Annotated in this window: 13 protein-coding genes, 1 tRNA gene and 1 other RNA gene; 7 read left to right on the top strand and 8 right to left on the bottom strand. The window is 66.9% G+C overall.

Annotated features, from left to right (window positions below; genetic code table 11):
* Positions 1–60 precede the first annotated feature (60 nt).
* The gene (locus ACFRAH_RS21040) at positions 61–1,152 is read left to right on the top strand and encodes a LacI family DNA-binding transcriptional regulator (RefSeq protein WP_377992851.1); all 1,092 of its coding nucleotides are present in this window, start codon (positions 61–63) and stop codon (positions 1,150–1,152) included.
* A 379-nt stretch (positions 1,153–1,531) separates the two neighbouring features.
* Here ACFRAH_RS21040 and map read toward each other — a convergent pair whose 3' ends face one another.
* A complete protein-coding gene (gene map / locus ACFRAH_RS21035; RefSeq protein WP_377992850.1) occupies positions 1,532–2,299 on the bottom strand; it encodes a type I methionyl aminopeptidase in 768 nt (255 codons plus the stop codon).
* Between the two features lie 148 nt (positions 2,300–2,447).
* Between map and ACFRAH_RS21030 the strand changes: the two genes are divergently transcribed.
* Complete coding sequence (locus ACFRAH_RS21030; protein WP_377992849.1) at positions 2,448–3,167, top strand: DNA alkylation repair protein; 720 nt, start codon at positions 2,448–2,450, stop codon at positions 3,165–3,167.
* Positions 3,168–3,196: 29 nt separating this feature from the next.
* Here ACFRAH_RS21030 and mptB read toward each other — a convergent pair whose 3' ends face one another.
* Positions 3,197–4,753 (bottom strand): polyprenol phosphomannose-dependent alpha 1,6 mannosyltransferase MptB, encoded by a 1,557-nt coding sequence (gene mptB / locus ACFRAH_RS21025; protein WP_377992848.1) that lies wholly within the window; start codon positions 4,751–4,753, stop codon positions 3,197–3,199.
* Positions 4,754–5,046: 293 nt separating this feature from the next.
* Here mptB and orn point away from each other — a divergent pair, with 293 nt between their 5' ends.
* From orn to def, 3 genes are all read left to right on the top strand, one after another.
* A complete protein-coding gene (orn, locus tag ACFRAH_RS21020; protein WP_377992881.1) occupies positions 5,047–5,676 on the top strand; it encodes an oligoribonuclease in 630 nt (209 codons plus the stop codon).
* 131 nt (positions 5,677–5,807) lie between these two features.
* Positions 5,808–5,880, top strand: a tRNA-His gene (locus tag ACFRAH_RS21015).
* A 135-nt stretch (positions 5,881–6,015) separates the two neighbouring features.
* Positions 6,016–6,588 carry a peptide deformylase gene (gene def, locus ACFRAH_RS21010; RefSeq protein ID WP_377992847.1) on the top strand — a complete coding sequence of 191 codons (573 nt, stop codon included), beginning with the start codon at positions 6,016–6,018 and terminating at the stop codon, positions 6,586–6,588.
* 15 nt (positions 6,589–6,603) lie between these two features.
* Here def and ACFRAH_RS21005 read toward each other — a convergent pair whose 3' ends face one another.
* The 4 genes from ACFRAH_RS21005 to rnpB form a co-directional block, all read right to left on the bottom strand.
* Positions 6,604–7,401 carry an HNH endonuclease family protein gene (locus tag ACFRAH_RS21005; protein ID WP_377992846.1) on the bottom strand — a complete coding sequence of 266 codons (798 nt, stop codon included), beginning with the start codon at positions 7,399–7,401 and terminating at the stop codon, positions 6,604–6,606.
* Positions 7,402–7,531: 130 nt separating this feature from the next.
* On the bottom strand, positions 7,532–7,741 hold the full coding sequence (locus tag ACFRAH_RS21000) for a hypothetical protein (protein ID WP_377992845.1): 210 nt from the start codon (positions 7,739–7,741) through the stop codon (positions 7,532–7,534).
* 114 nt (positions 7,742–7,855) lie between these two features.
* Positions 7,856–9,349 carry a glyceraldehyde-3-phosphate dehydrogenase gene (locus ACFRAH_RS20995; RefSeq protein ID WP_377992844.1) on the bottom strand — a complete coding sequence of 498 codons (1,494 nt, stop codon included), beginning with the start codon at positions 9,347–9,349 and terminating at the stop codon, positions 7,856–7,858.
* A 246-nt stretch (positions 9,350–9,595) separates the two neighbouring features.
* An RNA gene (gene rnpB, locus ACFRAH_RS20990) (RNase P RNA component class A) lies at positions 9,596–9,987 on the bottom strand.
* 75 nt (positions 9,988–10,062) lie between these two features.
* Between rnpB and ACFRAH_RS20985 the strand changes: the two genes are divergently transcribed.
* Both ACFRAH_RS20985 and ACFRAH_RS20980 read left to right on the top strand, forming a co-directional pair.
* Positions 10,063–10,992 (top strand): alpha/beta hydrolase, encoded by a 930-nt coding sequence (locus ACFRAH_RS20985; protein ID WP_377992843.1) that lies wholly within the window; start codon positions 10,063–10,065, stop codon positions 10,990–10,992.
* Between the two features lie 51 nt (positions 10,993–11,043).
* Complete coding sequence (locus tag ACFRAH_RS20980; protein ID WP_377992842.1) at positions 11,044–11,808, top strand: YaaA family protein; 765 nt, start codon at positions 11,044–11,046, stop codon at positions 11,806–11,808.
* A 13-nt stretch (positions 11,809–11,821) separates the two neighbouring features.
* Here ACFRAH_RS20980 and ACFRAH_RS20975 read toward each other — a convergent pair whose 3' ends face one another.
* Positions 11,822–12,559 (bottom strand): zinc ribbon domain-containing protein, encoded by a 738-nt coding sequence (locus tag ACFRAH_RS20975; protein ID WP_377992841.1) that lies wholly within the window; start codon positions 12,557–12,559, stop codon positions 11,822–11,824.
* Positions 12,560–12,738: 179 nt separating this feature from the next.
* A complete protein-coding gene (locus tag ACFRAH_RS20970) occupies positions 12,739–13,641 on the bottom strand; it encodes a Nif3-like dinuclear metal center hexameric protein (protein WP_377992880.1) in 903 nt (300 codons plus the stop codon).
* Positions 13,642–13,713 lie beyond the last annotated feature (72 nt).

Genomic DNA, 13,713 nt, shown 5'->3' with positions numbered 1-13,713 from the left:
GATAATGTGGGCACCAGCCGAGTTTCCCGAACTGGGGCCCGTTGAAGAGGAGTTGCGTCTGTGGCCGCAAGCACGCTGACCGAAGTAGCCCGACTGGCCGGAGTCTCCCCCGCCACCGCCAGCCGTGTGCTGAACGGTTCTGCCAGGACCCCCGGACCTGACATCGCGGAGCGCGTGCGCAAGGCCGCGGACTCCCTGGGCTACATTCCCAACGCCCAGGCGCAGGGCCTCGCGAAGTCGAGCTCCGGCCTCATCGGGCTCATCGTGCACGACATTGCCGACCCCTACTTCTCGGCCATTGCCCGCGGTGTCCAGGCCGCCGCCCGGCACCAGAACAAGATGGTGCTGCTGGCGACGACGGCGGGCAGCCCCGCCGATGAGCGCGCGGCGGTGGCTGCCTTTGCAGCGCGCCGGGCGGACTCGATAGTCATCGCGGGATCACGTTCTGCACGGACTGCCGACAAGCAGGGCAACGCCGAACTGGCTGCTGAGCTTGACCGCTACTGCCGCAACGGCGGCCGGGTGGGCGTGGTGGGACACGCTGTGGTGGGCGCCGAATCCGACGAGGGCTATCACGTGGTTGAGGTTCCCAACGAGGAGCTCGCCGCGGAACTCGCCCGCGAACTGGCGGCCCTCCATGCCGGTGAGTTCGTCATTATTGCCGGCCCGGAGGGTCTCCTGACCTCTGACGACCGGGTCCGCGGCTTCCAGCGCGGCTTGTCGGACGCCGGGCTGCCGCCGGCAGAAGTCCTGCACACGGGGTTCGACCGGGCGGGCGGATACGAGGCCGGCACGGAGCTCGCCGCCCGCATCGGGCCGCACGGCGGAAGCGGCGAGGCCGATCCTGACTCCACAAGACCCCGCCTTTGCATCTTCGCCGTCAACGACGTCATGGCGATCGGGGCCACTGCCGCGCTGCGCTCCCAGGGACTGCGGATCCCCCGGGACGCCGCCATCGCCGGGTTTGACGACATTGAAACCCTGCGCGATTTCCGTCCTGCACTCTCCACTGTCCGGCTGCCCTTGGAGGAGATCGGCAGGCTGGCCGTTCCCGGCCCGGGTTCCGGTCAACCGGAACCCGCCGCCGTGGCGGTCACCGGCGAGGTGACGCTGCGCCGCAGCACCGGGCAGGCCGGCGAACCCGCTTCCTAGGTCCGGCAAACCCAGTCGAGGCGCCACCACAGTCCGGCAAACCCACTCGAGGCGCCACCACAGTCCGGCAATCCCACTCGAGGCGCCACCACAGTCCGGCAGCAAGGGAAGGCGGCCATGACAGAGCGTTCACACGGGGCAGCGGAAGGCATCACCACAGCGCCTGCCGAATGGCCCGCCGTCGAGCAGCTGTTCGGCGTCCGCGGTGAGCCGTCACGCCGCTGGTGCCGGTTTTTTTGCCCTGCGGGTGCGGATTTTGCGGCCACGCCACCCGCTGACCGGAAGGCACAGCTGAAACAAAAGTTCGACGCCGGCGGGCCGGCACCGGGGGTCCTGGCCCGCCGCGGCGGTGCGGCTGCGGGTGGGCTGAGCCGGTCTATTACGGCAGGGTCAGGATCACCGGCCCGTCCGCGGTGACGGCCACGGTGTGTTCGCTATGGGCGGCCCGGCGGCCGTTGGCTGACCGCAGCGTCCATTCGTCCTCGTCATGGAAGTAATCGCCGTTGCCGCCGAGAATGAGCATGGGCTCGATGGCGATCACCAGCCCCTCGGTGAGCTTGATTCCACGGCCCGGCCGCCCGTCGTTCGGCACGGAAGGCTCGGCGTGCATGGTGCGGCCGATGCCGTGGCCGCCGTGGTCAGCCAACAGGCCATAGCCGGCGCGGCGCGCTGCACCGCCGATCGCGTAGGCGAGGTCACCCATCTTGTTTCCCACCCGTGCGGCATCGATGCCGCGGGCCAGGGCGGCATCTGTCGCCTGGATGAGTGCCTGGTCCTCCGGGGTGGGCGTGCCAACGATGAAGCTTTGGGCCGCGTCGCCGCACCAGCCTTCCAGGAAGGCGCCGCAGTCGACGCTGAGCAGGTCCCCGTCGCGCAGCCGGTAGCCATTTGGAATCCCATGCACCACGGCGTCGTTCACGCTGGTGCAGATCACACCCGGGAACGGGACCGATGCCCACCGGGGCTTGTAGCCGAGGAACGCGGGCGTGGCGCCGGCGTCGGCAATGGTGGCGGCGGCAACGTCGTCGAGTTCCTTCAGCGAAACGTCCACCGCGGCGGCCTGCCGGACGGCTGCAAGGGCGTTCGCCACCACTCGCCCGGCGTCGCGCATCAGGGCAATTTCGTCGGGCGTCTTGATCATGGACATGGCTGGCCTCCCGGGATTCTCGGGCAGGCAGCAGGCGGTCCCTGCAGGCAGCCCTCATTCCCTGCCTACTTTAGGACCACACGGCGGCCGCGGCAGCAGCCGCTTCGGCCCGCCGCCTCCGGATCCGTGGACCGGCTATCTTGGCTGCATGGCAAATGAAGCGGTGCTGGCGTTGATTCGTTCTGAGCTGCGGGCGGCGGCTGACCCCGTCCGCGCCGCCGCGGCGCAGGCCTACATGAAATCCTCCACGCCATCCCTCGGCGTCCGTGTACCGGAGGTGCGCAAGACCACCAAGGCCGTGGCCGCCGCCCATCCCTTTGACTCGGCCGAGAACCTGCGGTCAACGGTGCTTGCCCTGTGGCGCCAGGCCCGTTACCGCGAGGAACGGTACGCGGCGATTGACCTGACGGGGCTCCGGAGCGTGGCCCGAGACCTCCGGATGCTCCCGGTGTACGAGGAGATCATCCGCACGGGCTCATCCTGGGACTATGTGGACGGCGTGGCCCACCGGATCTGCGCACTGCTCCAGGCCCACCGGGAGGAAATGACCGGCGTACTGCTCCGGTGGAGCGTCGATCAGGATTTCTGGATCCGGCGGGCGTCCATTACGGCCCAGCTGGGAGCAAAATTCCGGACGGACACCGGCCTGCTCACTGCCGTTATCGAGGCGAACATGGCCGACAATGAGTTCTTTATCCGCAAGGCGATCGGCTGGGCGTTGCGTGAGTTCGCCAAAACCGACCCCGAATGGGTCCTGGCGTTCGTGACCCGGAACGGACCGTCCCTCAGCCCGCTCTCCCGCCGGGAAGCCCTGAAAAACGTCCCGGTCGGCTCAACCCCGCCGGATAAGAGAACTTCTGCCGGTTAAGAGAACTCCTACCGGATCGGACGAACAGGTCAGATCACCGGGCGGGTCGTGACGGGCTGGTCCGCCTTGCTGAACAGCAGCTTGGTGCTGCGGTCCAGGAAGATAAGGTACAGCGCAAAGAGCAGCGCGATGATGGCGGCCGCGTTGCGGGCCAGCGCCAGGGCAAGGCCAAGGTCGTCGGTCTGCAGGTAGGGGAAGACTTCCAGCTGGTCGGAAATGGCGTAGACCATGAAGAAGGACACGATGAAGTACAAGGCCTTGACCTGCCAGTCGTCGCGGATGCCGGTGACGGCGAACAGCGGGATCAGCCACACCACATACCAGGACTGGATCATGGGCGCCAGCACCACAACCGCGGCGAACGCGAGCGTCAGGCGCCGCATGAGGCGGTCGTGCCCGCCCCGGAAAATCTGCCAGGCGACGATGCCCACGGCGAGGAGCTTTCCGGCGTCGTAAACCCATTTGGCGAGCCCCCAGCCGTCCAGGCTGAACGCGTTGGCGATGGAGGCCACCACCAACCCGAGCAGCCCCACGGGGGCGTACCAGATCCAGACGCTGCCCGGGGCCGAGAGGCCGTTGATCCAGCCGAACCCGAAGCCGTTCACCAGGCTCATGGCGTAGAGCAGGGCAACGCTGATCCCGGCCGTCAGGCCCCAGAACACGAACTTCCGGGGCCAGCTGGCCCCCTTGCCGGCCCAGAGCAGGCCAATGAACGGGAGGAACACCACGGTGATGGGCTTGACCGCGATGGAGGCAGTGACCAGGACAATGCCGAGGACAACCCGCCGCGTGGCGCAGTAGTACAGGCCCGCGAGGGCGAGCCCGATCATCAGTGAATCGTTATGGACGCTGGCGATGAAGTTGGTCAGGAAGAGCGGGTTCGCCGCCGTCAGCCAGAGGGCCCGGTGCGGGTTGACCCCGTGCAGCTCGGCCAGCTTGGGAACGTAGACAATGCACAGCACCACACCGGTGAGGGCGGCCAGACGGAACAGCATGATGCTGGCTTCCGGATGCACATTGGTGGACCACACCACGAACTGTTCGATCCACAGGAACAGCTGGCCGTAGGGAACCGGGGCCTCGGTCCACATCTTGTCCGCGCCCAGCTGGAAGTAGTTGGACAGCGCCGAGATGCCGTTCTCATACGGGTTGAAGCCCTCGACCATCAGCCGGCCCTGGCCAATATAGGCGTAGACGTCCCGGCTGAAGAGGGGGACCGTGAACATCATCGGAAGGCCCCACGCGACGACGGCCTGGAGCGTGGCTTTGCGGGCCTCACGGCCCCAGACGTTGACGTGCTGCCCAAGCCTGAGCCAGGCCCGGACCAGCAGCATGCCGCCCACCGCCAGCAGAACGATGGACAGCCCGACGCCGAACGCTTCGGTGCGCATCCAGATGAACAGCGGCATCCGCCGCAGCTCCGAAACGGGCGCCAGCCAGCCGACGCCGAGCGAGCCGATGAGCAGGAACATGGAACCGATGAAGCCGGAGAGGATCGGCGAGCGTGGGTTGTCCACTTCCGGCCGGGCCGGGTCCGTGGAAGTGCCGGTGGCCGTTTCCCCTATCGCAGGCACAGGCGCCGTCATCTCAGGATCGTCCAATCTCTTCTGCGCCTATTCTCTCTAGGCATGTTTCTTTTGGGCGTGCTGCCGGTGTAAAGCCAACCCAATGCAGCCAACCTGTGTGCATCCAAGCCGGTGCAGCCAAGCTGAGCGGCCAGCCAAATGGGGCGGCGCCGGGGACGCGGCCTCGCAATGACCCGTTGCCACGTACCCGAAATATTAGCATCGGAGCGCCTCTCCAAGGCTTGCCCGCGGCTAAACGGTAGGCTGAACAGGTGCCTATTACTAACGAACGCATCGTCTGGATTGACTGCGAAATGACCGGCCTCGACAGCGTCAACGACGCCCTGATCGAGGTCGCTGCCCTGGTGACCGACTCCGAGCTCAACATCCTCGGCGACGGGGTGGACGTGGTGATCAAGCCGGACGACGCCGCGCTCGCCCAGATGAACGACTTCGTCCGGGACATGCACACCCGGTCAGGCCTCCTGAAGGAGCTTCCGGCCGGCAAAACGATGGCCGAAGCAGAGGCCCTAGTGCTGGACTACATCCGCAAATGGGTTCCGGACCCCCGCAAGGCGCCCCTGGCCGGCAACTCGGTGGGAACGGACCGGGTGTTCCTTGCCAGGGACATGCCCTCGGTGGTGGAGCACCTGCACTACCGCATCATCGACGTCAGCACCATTAAGGAGCTGGCCCGGCGCTGGTATGCGCGGGCCTACTTCCAGGCGCCGGCGAAGCTCGGCGGCCACCGCGCCCTCGGCGACATCAAGGATTCCATCGACGAGCTCCGCTATTACCGGGAAGCGGTTTTCGTGGCCGCACCGGGACCGGACAGCGCCACGGCCCAGAAGATCTCCCAGCGGATCTCGGCGTCCCCCTCCGCCGTTGACCAGCAGGCGGAGGAAAGCGTTCCGCCGCCCGCGGCGCAGCAGCCGGGAAAGTAATCTGCGCCACATTTGAGGGAAATTTTGCCGAAACAGCCAAAAGTGGCAAAAGCGGGCTCCTGCAGCAGGTACACTATTTCTCGTTGCCTTTTCAGACGGCCCGGAAAACCGGAGAGTCTGCAGGGCACATGGTGGGCGTAGCTCAGTTGGCAGAGCGCCTGGTTGTGGTCCAGGAGGTCGCGGGTTCAACCCCCGTCGCTCACCCGCACCGAGGCCGGCAATTCCTTGCCGGCCAGCAACAAAGGCCGTACCGGTTACCCGGTGCGGCCTTTGTTGCTTTTCACCCGTTTCACCCCCTGCCGGCTGCCGCCCGGCAAAGCGCCGAAGGAATCTCTCGACATGACCGTTCTGCCCATCACCATCTGGGGTGAGCCGGTGCTGCACCGCCGGGCCACCGAAGTGGAGGAGTTCGACGACGGGCTTCGCCAGCTGATTGCCGACATGTTCGAAACGAACGACTTGGCAAACGGCGTCGGGCTGGCCGCGCCGCAGATCGGCGTGGGCAAGCGGATCTTCGTATACAAGTACGAGAACGAGGACGGCGCTCCCCCGGCCGGCGTGGTGGTCAATCCCGTGCTGACCCTCTCCAAAGTGTCCGGAGCGCTGCCGGATCCGGACGAGGAAGTGGAAGGCTGCCTCTCCTTCCCCGGCGAGCAGTATCCGCTCAAGCGCGCCGAGTGGGTGCGCGTCCAGGGATTTGACGGGCACGGAAATCCGGTGGACTTCGAGGCCACCGGCTGGTTCGCCCGCATTATCCAGCACGAGTACGACCACCTGGACGGCAAGCTGTACGTCAACCGCCTCATCGACAGGTACTCCCGCAAGGCGATGAAGCAGGCCAAGAAGAGCGGCTGGGGCGTCCCCGGGCTGACCTGGATGCCCGGCGTGGACCCGGACCCGTTTGGCCACTGACCCCGGCGCTTTCCCCTACCACGGCACCACCGTCTGCTGCTGCGGGCACGAATCCAGCACGCGGGCCATTGCGTCCTTCTCCGGCTGGGTGACCCAGAGTCCGTACGCTGCCTTCACCGAAATCTGCCGCGCCACATAGTGGCACCGGAGCGCCTTGTTCTTGGGCAACCAGGTGGCAGCATCCGACGCGCTCTTCTCCTGGTTGGCGTCCCCGTCCGCGGCAATCAGGTTGAGGGGGTCGTTGGCCAGGTTCTGCCGCTGCGCCGGCGTCAGTTGCTGGGCACCTTTCTGCCAGGCGTCGCCCAGTGCCACGACGTGGTCGATCTGCACGTCCTTGCTGGACCCTGCGCCGCGGACGAACCTGACCGCCAGCCCCACATACGGCTCATGCATGGCGCCGGAGGCAACTTTGCACATGGATCCCTTGGTGAACGCAACGTCGCGAAGGTCGCGGCGCAGGATGTCGTTGCGTGTGTCGCAGCCGTTGTGGTCTGCGTCCTGCCAGGCCTGGCCGAAGGCCGAGCGGTCATAGTCGCTGCCGGACGCCCTGCCCTTCACGGCCAGCGCTTCCAGGGCAGCGGCCGCGCCACCCCGGGGCACCGCGTGCGGGGGCGTCACGGGCTTCATCCAGGCGGCGTCAAACACCGGCGCCTCGGTGGGTCCGGACACGGCAGGTTCGACGGCGATGAACTGGCCGGCCGTAAAAAACCATGCCGCGGCGGCGATCACCGCAGCGGCAGCGACGGCGAGCAACGCCCACGCCTGCCGGGAATGGCGGCGTGAGCGCCGGTAAGCGGCCCAGCTGACGCTCACGGCGGCGTCCCGGGACGCCGGCAGGTTCGGGCAGGTTGTGGATCCACAACCAGGAGCCTAGGCCAAACCACCCGTGGCTGTGCGGGTATCCACAGTGTTGGGGACAGGTGCCCTGTGGAGGGCGGGTTGCCTACTGCTCCCGCATGACCCGATGAAGATCGGTGTTGGCGAGGTCAAGGAGGCGCTCCAGCTGGGCCACCCTTTCGTCGCCGATTTCCCCTGCCGCATGTGAAGTGCGCGCCTCGTCCAGTAGCCGCTGGGCTTCTTTCTGGTTGGCTTTTGCAACATCGAGGGCGTGTTCCAGGGTTGTCTCATGCTGGAGTGTCGGGTTCTGTTCCATGACACAAGTCTGTCCCCGATTTCCGGCCGATTCCAGAGAATTGCCCGGGAAGTTCCCGGGAATGGGTCAGCCCCGCCGGCACAGCTGTGCGGGCGGGGCTGACGAAAAGTTCCGTTAGACAGAGGCAGCCACGGCCAGGACCGGGGCGGCATCCTTGTCGGAGTCCTTGGCCGGGAAGGTCGGCGGGTTGACCCCGGCCATTTCCTCCATGACGCGGACCACCTGGCAGCTGTAGCCGAACTCGTTGTCGTACCAGACGTAGACAACCAGGTTCTTGTCATTGGAGATGGTGGCGAGGCCGTCAACGATGCCGGCACGGCGGGAGCCCACGAAGTCGGTGGAGACGACCTCCGGGGAGTCGATGTAGTCGATCTGCTTGCGCAGGTCCGAGTGCAGGGACATCTCGCGCAGGTAGTTGTTGACCTCGTCCTTGGTGGTGCCGCGTTCCAGGTTCAGGTTCAGCACGGCCAGCGACACGTCCGGGGTGGGGACGCGGATGGAGCTGCCGCTGAGCTTGCCCTGCAGTTCCGGCAGTGCCTTGGCCACGGCCTTGGCGGCACCGGTCTCGGTGATCACCATGTTCAGCGCGGCGGAGCGTCCGCGGCGGTCGCCCTTGTGGAAGTTGTCGATCAGGTTCTGGTCGTTCGTGAAGGAGTGGACGGTTTCCACGTGGCCGTGGATGACGCCGTACTTGTCGTTCAGCGCCTTCAGCACCGGGGTGATGGCGTTGGTGGTGCAGGATGCGGCCGTCACGATCTTGTCCGAATCAGTGATGTCGCGGTGGTTGATGCCGTGCACGATGTTCTTCAGGTCGCCCTTGCCCGGCGCGGTCAGCAGGACCTTGGCCACGCCCTTGCTCAGCAGGTGCTGGCCGAGGCCTTCGGCGTCGCGCCAGCGGCCGGTGTTGTCCACCACCAGGGCGTTGTTGATGCCGTATGCGGTGTAGTCGATGGTGGCGGGGTTGTCCGAGTAGATGACCTGGATCCGGACGCCGTTGGCCGTGATGGTGTTGGCCTCGGTGTCCACCCGGATGGTTCCCTCGAAGGAGCCGTGCACCGAGTCGCGGCGCAGCAGGCTGGCGCGCTTGGTCAGGTCGTTGTCCGAGCCGCGCCGGACCACGATGGCGCGCAGGCGCAGGCCGTGGCCGCCGCCGGCCTTTTCGATGAGCAGGCGCGCCAGCAGGCGGCCGATCCGGCCGAAGCCGTAGAGCACGACGTCGGTGCTGGTGCGCTCGTCGGCGCCCCGCTTGCCCACAATCTCAGCCAGCTCGGCGCGGAGGAATTCCTCCAGAGTCAGGTCGCCGCCGTCGGACTTGAACTTCTGGTTCAGGCGGGCAATGTCGATGGCAGCGGCACCAAGGTCCAGCTGTGCCAGCGTGTTCAGCAGCGGCGCCGTCTCCTCAAGGAGCAGCTCATCCTTGCTCATCCGGCGCGCAAAGCGGTGCGCCTTCAGGATGTTCATGGTGGACTTGTTGATCAGGCTGCGGCCGTGGATGGAGGTAACCACGTTGTTTTCACGGTACAGCCGGCCGATAACCGGGATCATGGCCTCGGCGAGCGCCTCTCGGCTCATCCACGTATCAAGACAAGAATCTGACGTCTGGCTCACAGAACTACCTTCCTTGGTTCAACCGGCTACGTCCTCGTAAACCGGATGGCGGCCACTGGAAGTTATCCAGGGCAAGCTGGCACCGGCGGGGTTTCGGTCCACCCCGGATGCCGTTGGACGTGCAAAGAAAAACCGCCGGCTGCGAACGCAGCTCCGGCGGAAGAACTTCTACGTTCACCATCCATTCTAGGGTGGCCCGGGCACCTGAAACGGCCGTCCGCCCGTGAAATCACTCACACAGCCAAGTGGATGGGTTGACCGGTACGCCGGGTTCTGTGCTCCCGAGCCGTTGCCGGCGCGGGAGTAGCGGCCATCCATCTACGAGCGCCGTTGCCGACGCCCTCCAGCGGCCTACCCGGGCACTCGGGCGGGCAGCCCTCAAACGTGCCCTGTCTGGCCTTGCTCCGGGTGGGGTTTACCTAGCCTTTCCGGTCACCCGGAAAGCTGGTGGTCTCTTACACCGCCGTTTCACCCTTACCTGCTTCGTGCCGCTTTCAAATCGGCGCGATGCAGGCGGTCTGTTTTCTGTGGCACTGGCCTGCGGGTTACCCCGAGTGGGTGTTACCCACCACCCTGCCCTGTGGAGCCCGGACGTTCCTCGAGCCACTTGCGTGGCGCGCGGCCGCCTGGTCAACCCATCCGCAGTCCAGTTTACGGGCTTTCCCGAAGTACCCGCGCCGCGCACGCCGGTTCCCCGGGCTTAGGATCGGAAAATGGATCAGTCGTCTTTTCCGCGGCCGCCCTTTCCACGGCGGCGCATGCTGCAGCTGGCAGGTGTCGCTGCCGGACTGACCGCGTCCTCAGCCTGCACCGCCCGTCCCCCAACTCCACCGGTTCCGGTCCCCGACGCGACACGCCCCGCAACGACGCCGGGCATCCCGACGCCTCCCCCGTCCGCCGTGCGGCCTTCCACCGTGTCCACCCGGACCGGGGCGTTTGTGTCCCGCTTCCGTCCGTCGGTGACAACGCACTGGTCCCTGGCCGTGCCGCTTCCGGAGCAGGCCGGCCAGTTGCTGCCGGTGGCAGTCTTCCTGCACGGGCGCGGTGGCAGCAGCGAGGTGCTGCTGCACGACCTCGCGGCGGACCAGGCCCTGCAGCGCCACCTCGACGACGGCGGCACTCCCTTTGGTGTTGCCGCCGTGGACGGCGGCAACACCTGGTGGCACGCCCGCGCCGACGGCAGCGACACCCAGTCGATGCTGGTGCTGGAGTTCCTGCCGTTCCTGGCCGAGCAGGGATTCGATCTTGGAAGGGTGGGCCTCTTCGGCACGTCGATGGGAGGGTTCGGTGCCCTCCTGCTGGCGTCGCTGGGCAGGGTGTCCGGGCTTCGCGCCGTTGCGGCCATGAGCCCGGCCGTCTGGTCCAGCTACGACGCGGGGATGCAGGGCGCCTTCGACGGCCCGGCCGATTTCGGGGCGAACAACGTTTTCGCGCTGCGGCCGCGGCTGGCGGCGATTCCTAAGCGGATCGACTGCGGCAGCGAGGATGACTTGGCCCCGGCAGTGCGCGATTACCGGTCGGGACTCCCCGGCCGGGTGGAGGGAGGCTTTGAGCCCGGCGGGCACGACGCGCCCTACTGGCGGTCCGTCCTGCCGGACGTGCTGGACTTCCTGGGCCGCCATGTGGGCCGTTCCAGCGGCTGATGGCACATCCGCCCGGCCGGGAGGGGCGGAGCCGGCCGGTAAGATCGTACGGTGCTGATTCTGCTCCCCCCTTCCGAAGGCAAGACTCCGGCTGTCCACGGCGACGCCATGGACTGGGATTCGTTGAGTTTCCCCGTGCTGAACACTTACCGGGCAAAGGTGCTTGACGCGCTGGGAACAGTCAGTGCGCACGAGGATGCCCTCGCCCTGCTGGGCGTCGGAGCGTCACTCAAGGACGACGTCGAGCGTAATACCCGGCTCCACGCCGAACCGGCGGCGCCGGCACACCAGGTGTATTCGGGGGTGCTGTACGACGCACTCGGCTATAAGTCGATGACGCCGGCGCAGCGGCGCCGGGCCGATGGGTCGGTGCTGGTCATCTCGGCGCTGTGGGGCGCCATCAGGTTCGCCGACTCCGTGCCCGCCTACCGGCTGTCCATGTCAACGGCACTGCCCGACGTCGGACGCCTTGCCTCGTTCTGGAAACCCCAGCTGACCGACGCCCTCGGCGGTGTGGCCGAAGGCCACCTGCTGGTCGATTGCCGCTCCAGCACCTACGCTGCCGCCTGGGCTCCCCCGCCGGCACGCACCGTGACGGTCAACGTGTTCACGGAGGTGAACGGCGCACGCAAGGTGGTCAGCCATTTTGCCAAGCACACCCGGGGCGAGCTGGCGCGGCACCTGCTGTCCCGGCGCGGCAAGGCCCCGGAGACGCCGGAGCAGCTGCGGAAGGCCGCGGCCGAAAAGTGGCCGGCCGAACTGGTTCCGGGGACGGCGCGCAAGGCCCACGCCCTCAACATCATCCTGCCCAACTAGCTGGGTGCAGCGGTCACACCCACTCGGCGGAGCGCACCAGGATGCAGCCGGAGTCCGGGCAGAACACGATCTCGTCCTCGGCGGCGGCCTTGATCTCGGCCAGGTCACCGGGGCTAAGCTGCATGCCGGACCCTTCGGAGGTGCCGTGGAAGAGCCGCGCCGCGCCCACTCCGCGCTTGGCCAGCGTCTTCTCGTAGACCGCAAGCATTCCGGTGTCCAGCCCTGCGGCGAAGTCCGTCCGCTTGCCGGCCACCTCATTCTCCTCTGCCCCAACCTCGGCCAGGGCGGCGTCGAGCTCGGCCCGGATCCCGCCAAACGAGCCCTGGATGTCGTCCACGATGCTCTGCTGGGCGGCCTGCCGTTCACGCAGGACGTCCAGGCGCTCGAGGACCTCCAGTTCGACGTCCTCCAGGTCTGAACGGCGCTTGTTGAGCGAGGCTATGTCCTTCTGCAGTGCTACGAGGTCCTTGGACAGGCCGGTGCCGCTGTTGAGCCTGGCCTCGTCCTTTTCGATCCGCGTTGCCACCTGCTCCACATCTGCCTCGGCACGCTTCAGCTCCGCTTCGGCGTCGTGCACGGCGAGCTTCGCGGCGCCCAACTCCCCGTTGGCTACGTTGAGGGCGGCCTCGAGGTCGGTGATCCGGGGATCGGTTTCAAGGCCGCGGCGGCGGTTGGACAGTGACTTCAGCCGGGCGTCCAGGCCCTGGAGCTCGAGCAACTTCAATTGTTCCGCCGGTGCTGCCTTGGCCACGTTTTACCTCCGCTTGATCCCATCCGGCCGCCGGCCGGCACCCCTGTGGGGTTTTCTAGACTCTAGCGCCTAACGCGCTCCCCAGCCTCGCTACGCATCCCAACCGGCTCCCAAACCTCGCTGCGCTCGGCGTGGGCCCTCGCACGTGTGGGCCCTGCGACGGACTTCGCACGCCAGGCTTAGCCGGGAGTCAGTATGAAGTCCCACGGGTCGCTGTTGGTGGTGCTGACGCGGATCTCGACGTCGAGGCCCTGGTCTGTGAGCACGTTGCCCAGCGCTTCGGCCGCTGCCGGCAGCCACAGCCATTCGCTGGCAAAGTGCGAGACGTCGATGAGGTAGGGACGGCCGTTTGCAGCTGCCTCCCGGGCTTCCGACGCCGGGTGGTGGCGCAGGTCAGCGGTGACATACAGGTCGGCGTTGCTCGCCCGCACCTCGTCGAAGAGGGAATCGCCTGCCCCGCCGCAGACGGCAACCCGCTGCACCAGGCCGTCCTTGTCCCCGGATACCCGCACCCCGCCTGCCACGGACGGCAGGATGCCGAACACCCGCGCGGCAAAATCGCCCAGGGTCATTGACTCGCCGAGATCCCCGACGCGCCCGATGCCCTCCTCCGGAAGGCCGTCGGCTGCTGGGGTCAGCGGCGATACGTTCTGCAGGCCGAGGGCATCGGCCAGGACGTCGGAAACCCCGCCCACGGCGGAGTCGCCGTTGGTGTGGACCGTCAGCAGCGCCGTGCCGGATTCGATCAGGCGGTGGACGGCCCTGCCCTTGGGGGTGTTGGCGGCAACCGAGGTGACGCCTTTGAGGAGCAGCGGGTGATGGGTGATGAGCAGTTCCGCGCCCCATTCGATGGCCTCGTCGATGACCTCGAGAGTGGGATCCACGGCGAACATGACGCGTGTGACGTCAGCGGACGGATGGCCGGCAACGAGGCCCACTTCGTCCCATGACTCTGCAAGCGACTCCGGCCAGAGTTCCTCCACGGCCAGCATGAGCTGCCCCAGGGTTGCAGCTGCGGGTGACTCGGCGGCGTCGGGAGCTTCTTCCGGTTCCGCTGCAACGTCGCTGTTCACAGGTTCCATACTCATATTTTTACCCTACAGTCGGCGCCGGCCCCTGATTTTCTACATGACTCTGCCCGGCTCATGACTCTA

It is taken from the genome of Arthrobacter sp. NPDC056727 (assembly GCF_042790555.1).
Lineage (GTDB): Bacteria > Actinomycetota > Actinomycetes > Actinomycetales > Micrococcaceae > Arthrobacter.
Note: the sequence above shows the minus strand (reverse complement) of the source record. Positions and strands in the feature narration are given on the sequence as shown.

Excerpts from the sequence above, each read along its gene's own strand:
- map (WP_377992850.1), bottom strand. The coding sequence starts at position 2,299 with ATGTCCATGATCAAGACGCCCGACGAAATTGCCCTGATGCGCGACGCC.
- ACFRAH_RS21030 (WP_377992849.1), top strand. The coding sequence starts at position 2,448 with ATGGCAAATGAAGCGGTGCTGGCGTTGATTCGTTCTGAGCTGCGGGCG.
- mptB (WP_377992848.1), bottom strand. The coding sequence starts at position 4,753 with ATGACGGCGCCTGTGCCTGCGATAGGGGAAACGGCCACCGGCACTTCC.
- orn (WP_377992881.1), top strand. The coding sequence starts at position 5,047 with ATGACCGGCCTCGACAGCGTCAACGACGCCCTGATCGAGGTCGCTGCC.
- def (WP_377992847.1), top strand. The coding sequence starts at position 6,016 with ATGACCGTTCTGCCCATCACCATCTGGGGTGAGCCGGTGCTGCACCGC.
- ACFRAH_RS21000 (WP_377992845.1), bottom strand. The coding sequence starts at position 7,741 with ATGGAACAGAACCCGACACTCCAGCATGAGACAACCCTGGAACACGCC.
- ACFRAH_RS20985 (WP_377992843.1), top strand. The coding sequence starts at position 10,063 with ATGGATCAGTCGTCTTTTCCGCGGCCGCCCTTTCCACGGCGGCGCATG.
- ACFRAH_RS20970 (WP_377992880.1), bottom strand. The coding sequence starts at position 13,641 with ATGGAACCTGTGAACAGCGACGTTGCAGCGGAACCGGAAGAAGCTCCC.